The following is a 10,613-nucleotide window of genomic DNA, read 5'->3' on the forward strand; positions in this document are numbered from 1 at the left end:
GTGTAGGGTAGCGGTGGCGGCAAACTCCTTTTGCCGCCGTAGTTGTTATTTGTTATGGAAATAACCATCTTCGATGGTGACTTTGAGAACCACTTTTTTGACCGCGTTATTGCAGATAAACCGATACGCTTCATGGATATCGCAAATAACGATTTGCCCTTCGTGGACCTCAACGGTTTCTCCGCAGCCTTTTAAATATTCACGGTCAGTTTCATCACGATAATATTCCACTACCTGTAATGTCTCTTTCGGCGCATATTCAATTTTTTGCTGCCCTTGCAGGTAGTAATGCACTTCAAAATAGCGTCGATGCCCGGTAAATAGCGCATCGGTCGCGGAGTCTGTCTCCACGCGGTAAGTCAATGAGTCACCGATGGAGTGGGCGACGCCAGGCTGAATGTTGTCGATATTTTCAATCGCTTCAACGCAGCGTTGCCACTTCTTGCCAGAGGCGTAAATCTGGCGGAACTGTTCTAAGTTATCGATGATCCTCATTGCTTATTCTCGCTGTGCAAATTCGTGGAAAAGAACCCTGCGCCGAACTCATACGACGCCAGGCTTTGCGCGGTAGCTTCTCCGCCAGAAACCGGCAGCAACGTAAAGCCGTAGCTGAAGTCACGGAACCAGACGCGCCAGGAGTCCAGCACCTCGCTGCCCCAGGAGTTGGAGCCGAGGCCAAGCAGCTGGTGATCGAGGTTCAGGGTGATGTCATCACTGCGCTGCAGCTCGTTACAGTGCTGGGCAGCGTGGATGTTTTCCTGGGTATAGTGCCAGGCGCTGAAGTTAATTGGGCGCTGCGGAACCACCAGCAAACCGTTGCCGTGGCGGTTAGTCAGTGCCGTCCAGCGGACATGCTGACGGTTGCCGTTGTTCTGCGGGAAGGGATAGTTCTCGAACATGGCATCGACGGTGCTGCGCCAGATATCGATGATGTTAGCCTGCTGGCTGTCGGCGTAGTTTTCGCCCGGTCCACGACCGTAATACGCCACCTGATCGTATTCGCCGTTAATCCCCATGGTGAAACCGATGCACGGAATGATGTGCGGATAGTCGCCGTAACGCTCGCCGGAAAGCGCCACGTTAACCTGGCCATCGGCAGCGATGCGCCAGATGTAGGTGCAGCGCATCCCGAAGTCAAACACCGGCGGGGCAATAACTGTGCGGCTGATGATCAACACTTCACCATCGCTCTGTTCTACGGCAAAGTCGCGCAGATGTTCCTGCATGATCTGCAAATGATTCGGTTGCCACAGCCCTTCGTACTCCTGCTTGTGGTTGTCGATCATTGGCTTGAAGAAGTTGATCTTTGGCTCGCGGGTCAGCAGCGACTCGCCATTCACCTGCCAGGATGTCGGTTTGCCACTCATTTTTGAGAAGGTGATCGCGAAGTTGTAGCCGCGAACGGTGCAGCTCAAACGATCGTCTTCCAGCGTCAGCGGACGCGCATTATTTGGTGCGAAAGGCACTGGTTGCGCGGTGTTTTCCTTCAGCGGGAACTGATAAGTGGCGATAGAATGCCCGGCTTCGCTGTAGCGGGTGCGGGAATCTTTGGTCACCGTAATGTTGAGGAACGCTTCGCGGGCGTCCAGCTGCGGCAGCGTGATCTGCAAGGGGGCTTCGCTGTTCGGCGCAACGTCGCGCAGTTTAATCTGCTGCGTCGCGAGCGTTTCACCTTCGACGCGCACCTCTGCGTGCAGGGTGTAGTCATCAAGCGTGGTAAACCACAGTTTATTTTCGACTTTCAGCTCGCCGCGAGTCAGATCCAGCGCGTGGATTTTTACCGGCGCGATAACCTGTTTGTACTCTTTCAGGCCCGGTCCCGGCGTCTGATCGGAATAGATCAAACCATCAAGACAGAAGTTATAGTTGTTGGGATAGTCGCCGTAGTCGCCGCCGAATTTATACCAGACGTTGCCGTTGTCATCCTGCGCCTGGATCCCGTGGTCGCACCACTCCCAGACATAATGTCCCTGAATACAATCGTGCTTATAGAAGACGTTCTGGTACTCCGTCAGCCCGCCTGGTCCGTTCCCCATCGCATGAGCATATTCACAGATGATGCGCGGCTTCGGATGCGGGTATTCACCAAACTCATTCATCAGCGGCACGCGGGTGTACATGGTGGAAATAATATCGACCACTTCAGCATCGCGATCTTCTTCGTAATGCACCAGTCGCGTGTCATCCAGCGCCTTCGCTGCGTGGTACATCGCGCGGATGTTACAGCCATAGCCGGATTCATTGCCCAGCGACCAGATGATGATCGACGGATGGTTTTTCTGCGCGTGAATATGGCGAACAATGCGCTCGACGTAGACTTTTTCCCACTGCGGATCGTCGGTAATACGGCTGATATCGCCGACATTAGCAAAGCCGTGCGATTCGACGTCGGTTTCCGCCATCACAAACAAGCCGTAGATATCACACAGTTCGTAAAAACGCGGATCGTTCGGGTAGTGAGCGGTACGCACGGAGTTGATATTGTGCTGCTTCATCAACTGGAGATCTTTCTCGACGCGATCCATTCCAACGGCGCGGCCTTTGCGATGATCGTTGTCGTGACGGTTGACGCCGTGCAGCATCACATAACGGTTATTGATCCAGAACAGACCGTCGCGCACTTTGATATCACGGAAGCCAACGCGTTGTGGCACCACTTCCAGAACGTTGCCGTTGGCGTCTTTCAGCGTCATGACCAGATGGTAAAGATAAGGGGATTCTGCTGACCATTGCTGCGGCTGTTCGACAGTAAAAGCAAAGCTGGCGCTGGTCAGTTTTTCAATTGCCAAATGATCAATGGCGCTGCTGTGCACCACGCGTTCGCCATCAAACAGGGTATATTCCAGCGTCGTGACGACAGGGGAGGCGGCGAGATTTTCCAGCACCACTTCGCAGGAAAGCGTGGCATCGCAATAGGCTTCGTCAAAGTCGGTACGCACAGTGAAATCGTTAATATGCGTTAGGTGTTTTCCGACCAGATAAACATCGCGGAAGATCCCCGCTGACCACCACATATCCTGGTCTTCCACGTAGGTAGAGTCCGCCCACTGCATCACGCGCACACACAACAGGTTGTCGCCGGTTTTAACCATCGCGCTGATGTCAAACTCTGCGGTCAGGCGACTGCCCTTGCTGAAACCCACATACTGACCGTTAACATAGACTTCAAAATAGGTTTCGACGCCGTCAAATTTAATCAGCGTCTGTTTACCCTGCCAGCCGTCGCTGAGGGTGAAAATACGTTGATAGGCACCGGTTGGGTTATCGCTGGGGACAAACGGCACATCGATGGGGAACGGAAAACCTTCGTCGGTATATTGCAGTTTGCCGTGACCTTCCATTTGCCACATGGCGGGGACGGTAATATGCCCCCAGTCAGCCATTAACTCAGAGGTGAAGGCTTCTGGTACTTGCAGCGGATGGTCAAAAAAGTGGAAATTCCACTGACCGCTTAAGGGCAGAAACAGGCTGCTGGTTTCGCGGGCAAAGGTACGCGCTTGCGCAACAGAATCATATGAAAAAAAGTACGCACGCGGCGCAAGTCGGTTTTCGTGGGTGAGCTGAATGTTTTCCCAGCGATTCATAGGGCCTCCCGGTAGAGAGAAATCGGAACCATTCATGGTGATGGTAGTTTGTGTAATTGCTGGGGAGTTTAGTAAAATTTTTACTAAAAAGTAGCAGGTAAATGCATTTACTTTAACTGGATCACGAAAATAAACGGCAGCACTGTCCGGCAAAAACGATTGCCGGACAGTGTGTAAGGGGATTTAACGGGTCGTGCCGCGCAGTTTTAATTTGCTGGGAACGAAGACTAACAGCGGCAGCGCGCGACCATCGCGGGCTTTTTCATACACCAGGTTAACGCCCTGACTTCCCATCATCTCGGAATGGATGCGCACGGTGGAGAGCGGCGGAAAGGTAAATCGCGCGGTGGGGATATCGTTAACGCTGATAAGCGAAATATCCTGTGGGATGTTCAGGCCTCGTTCATGAATTGCCCGCAGTACGCCGATAGCAATGGAATCGGAAGCAACAAACAGTGCCTTCGGATAGTCTTCCCGCGCCAGCATTTGTTTTGCCAGTTCATAACCCGACGAACTGGAAAAACCGCCGCGCCAGATATCCTCTTCGCGTACCACTTGTTTCAGTCGGCCATATTCCGCAAAGGCGACCTCACGAATATCCGCCTTGCCAGGCTCATCTTCACCGCCAATAAAACCAATACGATTAACGCCCTGGTTGATATAGAAGTCGATGATTTCTTTACTGATGCGTGCCAGATCGATATCCACCGCATCGTAACCGCTGCCGGGTTCGTGAAAGTCGATAAAACAGATATTGTCGGTCAACGCACAGGCGGCGGCGCGCAGGGCGGGCGTGGGTTTGCCGACAATTAAAATACCGGTGACGTTTTTAATGTCTGGTAATCCGCTGTGTTCATAACAGTTGGTGAGCTCAATGCCCAGCTTTTCGCACTGAGTTTCAATGCCGTGGCGGATCGCCAGATAGTAAGGATCGTTGATCTCCAGCTCCTGTTGGTAGCTGTAGATAGCCAGAATATGGTGTTGGTTGACTGCACCTGTCTGGAGTTTACGGGCACTACTGGTCTTGTACTCCAGCTTTTCGGCGATCTCGAGAATGCGATGTTTCGTCTCTTCTTTCACATTCAATGTCGGATCGTCATTTAAGACCCTGGATACTGTCGCCAGGGATACGCCAGCTTCGATTGCGATGTCTTTTAGTGTTGCCATGTTTACCTTTTTTACTTTCCCTGATGTGCGCCCCCATTGTAGAGGAAGTGCTTATCGGGTCACCTGTTTTCAGTAAATAAAGCGCGTTTCTTTGACGCTGTAACGGTAACACAGCGGCTCACGAATGTGATCACGCCTGCATTCTCCATTTTTAGCCTACAGGATTGAGAAAAACTTTTGCTATAGTTTAGTAAAATTTTACCCGAAGGGAGGAAACAATGGAAACCGTGGCTTACGCTGATTTTGCACGTCTGGAAATGCGCGTCGGAAAGATTGTGGAAGTGAAACGCCATGAAAACGCCGACAAGCTGTACATCGTACAGGTTGATGTGGGGGAAAAAACACTGCAAACCGTGACCAGCCTGGTGCCGTACTACAGCGAAGAAGAGCTGATGGGGAAAACGGTGGTGGTCTTATGCAATCTGCAAAAAGCGAAAATGCGTGGTGAAACGTCGGAATGCATGCTGTTGTGTGCGGAAACCGATGACGGCAGTGAAAGCGTGTTGTTAACGCCGGAGCGGATGATGCCTGCGGGCGTACGCGTCGTATAAAAAGATCGGATGGCGACGTCGTATCGCCATCCGATTTGATATTACGCTTCTTCGACACTTACTCGCATGGCCGCCAGCGCCTTACGCGCCGCTTTGATCACCAGTTCACACTGTTCAATGGTCAGTGTCAGTGGCGGTTCAATGCGGATCGTTTTGGCGTTATTGAGCGTTCCGGCCACCAGTACGCGCTGGCGGAACATCTCGCTGGCAAAGTTATAGCCGATTTCGTTATCAACAAACTCAATTGCCATCAACATCCCTTTACCACGCGCTTCCTGTACCAGATCGGGATATTCCCGCGCCAGTTGACGGAAACCGTCCAGCAACATATCGCCTTTTTGCTCAGCCTGAGCCGGTAAGTTCTGCTCCAGCAACACATTGATGGTCGCCAGCGCCGCCGCACAGGCCAGCGGGTTGCCGCCAAAGGTGGTGGTATGCAGGAATGGGTTGTCGAACAGAACTGAAAACACCTCTTCAGTGGCGATGGTCGCGCCAATCGGCATCACGCCGCCGCCGAGCGCTTTGGCAAGGCAGAGGATATCCGGCTGTACGTTCTCATGCTCGCAGGCGAACATCTTGCCCGTGCGCCCCATGCCCGTTTGTACTTCATCGAGGATCATCAGTGCGCCGAACTCATCGCATAGCTTACGTACGGCGGTGAGATAGCCCGGCGGCGGCAGAATTACGCCACCTTCACCCTGAATCGGTTCGAGGATCACCGCAGCCACATCATCACCGGTTTTTTTGCACTCGTTAAGAGCCGTGCGCATGGCTTCGATATTGCCAAACGGCACATGACGGAAGCCCGGCAGCAGTGGCATAAACGGTTTGCGGAAGGTCGATTTCGCCGTGGCCGACAGCGCGCCAAGTGATTTACCGTGGAACGCGCCGCTGGTGGCAATAAAAGTAAACTTGCCGCGCGGTGACTGGTAAGCTTTCGCCAGCTTCAGCGCTGCTTCAACGGACTCGGTGCCGCTATTACAGAAGAAGCTGTATTTCAGTTTACCGGGCGTTAGCGCAGCAAGGGTTTTCGCCAACATCGCCCGTAACGGATCGAGCAGCTCCTGGCTGTGCAGCGGTTGTTTCGCAAGTTGATTCTGTACGGCGGAAACCACAACTGGATTACGGTGCCCCACGTTGAAAATTCCAAAACCTCCCAGGCAGTCGATAAACTCCTGTCCCTGGGTGTCGACAAGCGTATTTAAACCTCCCGCTTGCCACTCTACGGCTCCGTAATCCCCGCCGGCGGTAACAGATTTGCGATACTCTAAAAACCCCGGATTGACATGCTCTTTGAAGTATTCAATCACCTCTCGGTTAAGTGCTTTCATCTCCTCATGATCCAGCGTTCGCTTTTCAATGAGATTCAGGGCGTGGGCGCTGCACGCTAAAGCCGATGCGCTCGAAGGTAACCTGTTCAAAATATGCTCCGGAGGCTCGCGTATCACATGATACCGATTTAAGTATTGCAGGGATTGCGCCACTCCGGCTGCGATCGCGAAAATCGGGATAAACACAAATTCGGTTATCATTTGTGCAATATTTAATGCTATTTGTTAACATTTGTTGTTATTTTGCACGGTTTTTGTCGGGTATGGATTTGATGATTGCTGCGCAAATGCACGTTTTCAGGGCAATAATTGCCTGATTTTTGGGCAAGATAATTAACGTTTTCGTATAGTAACAGAGTGAAAGTATTTTAAATCAAAGAATTAGATTTGTGCTTTAATCGCAAATTGCGATCTAAATCAAATTAATCGGTTAAAGATAACCGCAGCGGGGCCGACATAAACTCTGACAAGAAGTTAACAACCATATAACCTGCACAGGACGCGAACATGTCTTCTCATCCGTATGTCACTCAGCAAAATACCCCGCTGGCGGACGATACCACTCTGATGTCCACTACCGATCTGCAAAGCTATATCACTCATGCTAATGACACTTTTGTGCAGGTGAGCGGCTTTACCTTGCAAGAGTTACAAGGGCAGCCGCACAACATGGTGCGTCACCCGGATATGCCAAAAGCGGCGTTTGCGGATATGTGGTTCACCCTGAAAAAAGGGGAGCCCTGGAGCGGCATCGTGAAAAATCGCCGCAAAAATGGCGACCATTATTGGGTGCGGGCCAATGCGGTACCGATGGTGCGCGAGGGAAAAATCAGTGGCTATATGTCGATTCGTACCCGGGCGACGGATGAAGAGATTGCGGCGGTGGAGCCGCTGTACAAAGCGCTGAACGCCGGACGTACCAGTAAGCGTATTCATAAAGGCCTGGTGGTGCGTAAAGGCTGGCTGGGTAAACTGCCTTCATTACCGCTTCGCTGGCGGGCGCGTGGAGTGATGACCCTGATGTTTATCTTGCTGGCGGCCATGCTTTGGTTTGTTGCTGCCCCGGTGGTGACGTATTTCCTCTGTGTGTTAGTGGTATTGTTGGCAAGCGCTTGTTTTGAATGGCAGATTGTGCGCCCGATAGAAAATGTCGCCCGTCAGGCACTGAAGGTGGCGACCGGAGAGCGTAATAGTGTTGAGCACCTGAATCGCAGCGATGAGCTGGGGCTGACATTACGCGCGGTAGGGCAGCTTGGCCTGATGTGCCGTTGGCTAATTAACGATGTCTCAAGCCAGGTGTCCAGTGTCAGAAATGGCAGTGAGACGCTGGCGAAAGGCACCGATGAACTGAACGAACATACCCAGCAGACAGTTGATAACGTTCAGCAAACGGTGGCGACCATGAACCAAATGGCGGCGTCGGTGAAACAGAACTCTGCCACGGCGTCGGCTGCCGATAAACTTTCTATCACCGCCAGTAATGCGGCAGTGCAGGGTGGGGAGGCGATGACCACGGTGATCAAGACAATGGACGATATCGCCGACAGTACCCAGCGCATTGGCACCATTACTTCGCTGATTAACGATATTGCATTTCAGACCAATATTCTGGCCCTGAATGCGGCGGTGGAAGCGGCGCGTGCCGGCGAACAGGGCAAAGGTTTTGCAGTGGTGGCAGGGGAAGTGCGTCATTTAGCCAGCCGCAGCGCTAATGCTGCCAACGATATTCGCAAGCTGATTGATGCCAGTGCTGATAAGGTGCAATCCGGTTCGCAGCAGGTACACGCCGCCGGACGGACGATGGAAGATATTGTGGCACAGGTGAAAAACGTCACCCAGTTGATCGCCCAGATTAGCCATTCAACGCTGGAACAGGCCGATGGGCTTTCCAGCCTGACCCGTGCAGTGGATGAGCTTAACCTGATCACCCAGAAAAATGCCGAGCTGGTGGAAGAGAGTGCGCAGGTGTCGGCGATGGTGAAACACCGCGCCAGCCGACTGGAAGACGCGGTGACGGTGCTGCATTAATCGGTATGCCGGATCCGGCGGTTGGAGCACAATGCCTGATGCGATGCTGGCGCATCTTATCAGGCCTGCGGGGTGTGTAGCGGGTGTAGGCCGGATAAGGCGCGTCAAGCGTCGCATCCGGCAATTGCACCGCGCCACTGGCGGATGCGGCGATTAATCCAGTTGCGTAATATCAAAAGCGGCGCGGTCGATCACCGCAATGATCTTTTTTATTTGTGCATCACTGATATCGCTCTGGTTGACGCGTAAATCCAGCACCGCTTTAAAATTATCCAGCGCCCGCTTCATTTGCGGGTTCTGGCGCAGCGCCGCGCCAACGCAACGCGCTTTGATGCGTTCTTCAATCATCTCCACCTGTTCGCGGTTTTCTTCCAGCCACTGCGCGCCTTGTTCGGTCAGCGCAATCTGCTTCTTACCACCTTCCTCTTCGCGGATGGTAATCAGCGACTGCTCCTGCAGAAAATCCAGCGTTGGGTAGATGACGCCCGGGCTTGGGGTGTAATTCCCCTGGGTTAGGTTCTCAATCGCTTTAATCAATTCGTAACCGTGGCTGTCATCGCGCGAGAGAATATCCAGAATCACCAGACGCAATTCACCGTGACCAAAGAAACGTTGCCGACGACCGCCGCCGCGACCGTGGCGACCACCGCAGCATTGACCGTGTTCATGCTGGTGACCGTGTCCGCAGTGCTCGTGTTCTGACTTCTCACCTTTGCAGCAGCCCTCATGGCGTGGCTGGCCTTCATGTTTACAACACCCTTCGTGATGATGGCTCATATCAGCCTCCTTTTGCTTGATTAGATATATCTAATTTATATCTGATGTGAGCATTACTGCAAGTACAAAAATGATTTTTAAACGTGGAAGCACCTCACATCCAGGCCGGATAAGACGTTCACGCCGCATCCGGCAGCATTGCTATGGCACTGAATGCCTTCACATACTTCAGATATATCAGTTCTACAAATCGCTTGCATTTATCATGATTAACAATCATTATCATTTACGAAAATTATTTAGATATATCTGATTACTATCACGAAGGCGATAACAATGAATAACTCCCCCCGCTACCCGCAGCGCGTTCGCAATGATCTGCGCTTCCGTGAACTGACTGTGTTACGCGTTGAGCGCATCAGCGCCGGTTTTCAGCGCATTGTCCTCGGCGGCGAGGCGCTGGACGGTTTTACATCGCGCGGCTTTGACGATCACAGCAAACTCTTCTTTCCTCAACCTGACGCTCACTTTGTGCCGCCAACGGTAACGGAAGAGGGCATCGTCTGGCCGGAAGGACCACGCCCACCGTCGCGTGACTATACGCCGCTGTATGACGAACTACGCCATGAACTGGCGATCGATTTCTTTATTCACGACGGTGGGGTCGCCAGCGGCTGGGCGATGCAGGCGCAACCGGGCGATAAACTTACGGTGGCAGGTCCGCGCGGTTCGCTGGTGGTGCCGGAAGATTACGCGTATCAGCTGTATGTCTGCGATGAATCCGGAATGCCCGCACTGCGCCGCCGCCTGGAAACGTTGAGCAAACTTGCCGTTAAACCGCAAGTTAGTGCGCTGGTTAGCGTGCGGGATAACGCCTGTCAGGATTATCTCGCGCACCTTGATGGTTTTAATATCGAATGGCTGGCACATGATGAGCAGGCGGTAGATGCGCGTCTGGCGCAGATGCAAATCCCTGCCGATGATTACTTCATCTGGATAACCGGCGAAGGTAAAGTCGTTAAGAATTTAAGCCGCCGCTTTGAAGCGGAACAGTATGACCCACAGCGGGTACGTGCAGCGGCTTACTGGCACGCAAAGTAACTGATATATAAAAAGAAAAAGGCTGACGATTTCTCGTCAGCCTTTGCTATATCTGGTGGCCCCTGCTGGACTTGAACCAGCGACCAAGCGATTATGAGTTGGTTGATAACCCTTTACTTACAGATACTTAGCGA

8 protein-coding genes are annotated in these 10,613 nt (G+C 52.5%); 3 read left to right on the top strand and 5 right to left on the bottom strand.

Going from position 1 to position 10,613, the window contains the following annotated elements:
* Nucleotides 1-45: 45 nt before the first annotated feature.
* From FTE26_RS02030 to ebgR, 3 genes are all read right to left on the bottom strand, one after another.
* Nucleotides 46-495, bottom strand: a complete 450-nt coding sequence (locus FTE26_RS02030; RefSeq protein ID WP_001219954.1) for a beta-galactosidase subunit beta — start codon at nucleotides 493-495, stop codon at nucleotides 46-48.
* Nucleotides 492-3,584: a beta-galactosidase subunit alpha gene (ebgA, locus tag FTE26_RS02035; RefSeq protein WP_001082882.1), complete on the bottom strand. Its 3,093-nt coding sequence runs from the start codon at nucleotides 3,582-3,584 to the stop codon at nucleotides 492-494. The genes FTE26_RS02030 and ebgA overlap by 4 nt, the downstream gene beginning before the upstream one ends.
* Nucleotides 3,585-3,767: 183 nt before the next feature.
* Nucleotides 3,768-4,751, bottom strand: coding sequence for a transcriptional regulator EbgR (gene ebgR / locus FTE26_RS02040; RefSeq protein WP_000212470.1), 984 nt, complete (start codon nucleotides 4,749-4,751; stop codon nucleotides 3,768-3,770).
* Nucleotides 4,752-4,969: 218 nt separating this feature from the next.
* Here ebgR and FTE26_RS02045 point away from each other — a divergent pair, with 218 nt between their 5' ends.
* The gene (locus tag FTE26_RS02045) at nucleotides 4,970-5,302 is read left to right on the top strand and encodes a tRNA-binding protein (RefSeq protein WP_000450589.1); all 333 of its coding nucleotides are present in this window, start codon (nucleotides 4,970-4,972) and stop codon (nucleotides 5,300-5,302) included.
* 41 nt (nucleotides 5,303-5,343) lie between these two features.
* Here FTE26_RS02045 and ygjG read toward each other — a convergent pair whose 3' ends face one another.
* Entirely contained in the window at nucleotides 5,344-6,723 is a 1,380-nt protein-coding gene (gene ygjG, locus FTE26_RS02050) for a putrescine aminotransferase (RefSeq protein ID WP_001297164.1), read from the bottom strand.
* 417 nt (nucleotides 6,724-7,140) lie between these two features.
* Here ygjG and aer point away from each other — a divergent pair, with 417 nt between their 5' ends.
* On the top strand, nucleotides 7,141-8,661 hold the full coding sequence (gene aer / locus FTE26_RS02055) for an aerotaxis sensor receptor Aer (protein ID WP_000094682.1): 1,521 nt from the start codon (nucleotides 7,141-7,143) through the stop codon (nucleotides 8,659-8,661).
* A 153-nt stretch (nucleotides 8,662-8,814) separates the two neighbouring features.
* Here aer and nfeR read toward each other — a convergent pair whose 3' ends face one another.
* Nucleotides 8,815-9,438 carry a DNA-binding transcriptional regulator NfeR gene (gene nfeR / locus FTE26_RS02060; protein ID WP_000018003.1) on the bottom strand — a complete coding sequence of 208 codons (624 nt, stop codon included), beginning with the start codon at nucleotides 9,436-9,438 and terminating at the stop codon, nucleotides 8,815-8,817.
* 276 nt (nucleotides 9,439-9,714) lie between these two features.
* Here nfeR and nfeF point away from each other — a divergent pair, with 276 nt between their 5' ends.
* Nucleotides 9,715-10,479: an NADPH-dependent ferric chelate reductase NfeF gene (nfeF, locus tag FTE26_RS02065; protein ID WP_001065895.1), complete on the top strand. Its 765-nt coding sequence runs from the start codon at nucleotides 9,715-9,717 to the stop codon at nucleotides 10,477-10,479.
* Nucleotides 10,480-10,613 lie beyond the last annotated feature (134 nt).

Source organism: Escherichia sp. S10b (assembly GCF_028421345.1).
Classification (GTDB): Bacteria; Pseudomonadota; Gammaproteobacteria; order Enterobacterales; family Enterobacteriaceae; genus ECMA0423.

Bases quoted from the DNA above. Each gene is read 5' to 3' on its own strand.
- aer (WP_000094682.1), top strand. From the start codon at position 7,141: ATGTCTTCTCATCCGTATGTCACTCAGCAAAATACCCCGCTGGCGGAC.
- ebgA (WP_001082882.1), bottom strand. From the start codon at position 3,584: ATGAATCGCTGGGAAAACATTCAGCTCACCCACGAAAACCGACTTGCG.
- ebgR (WP_000212470.1), bottom strand. From the start codon at position 4,751: ATGGCAACACTAAAAGACATCGCAATCGAAGCTGGCGTATCCCTGGCG.
- FTE26_RS02030 (WP_001219954.1), bottom strand. From the start codon at position 495: ATGAGGATCATCGATAACTTAGAACAGTTCCGCCAGATTTACGCCTCT.
- FTE26_RS02045 (WP_000450589.1), top strand. From the start codon at position 4,970: ATGGAAACCGTGGCTTACGCTGATTTTGCACGTCTGGAAATGCGCGTC.
- nfeF (WP_001065895.1), top strand. From the start codon at position 9,715: ATGAATAACTCCCCCCGCTACCCGCAGCGCGTTCGCAATGATCTGCGC.
- nfeR (WP_000018003.1), bottom strand. From the start codon at position 9,438: ATGAGCCATCATCACGAAGGGTGTTGTAAACATGAAGGCCAGCCACGC.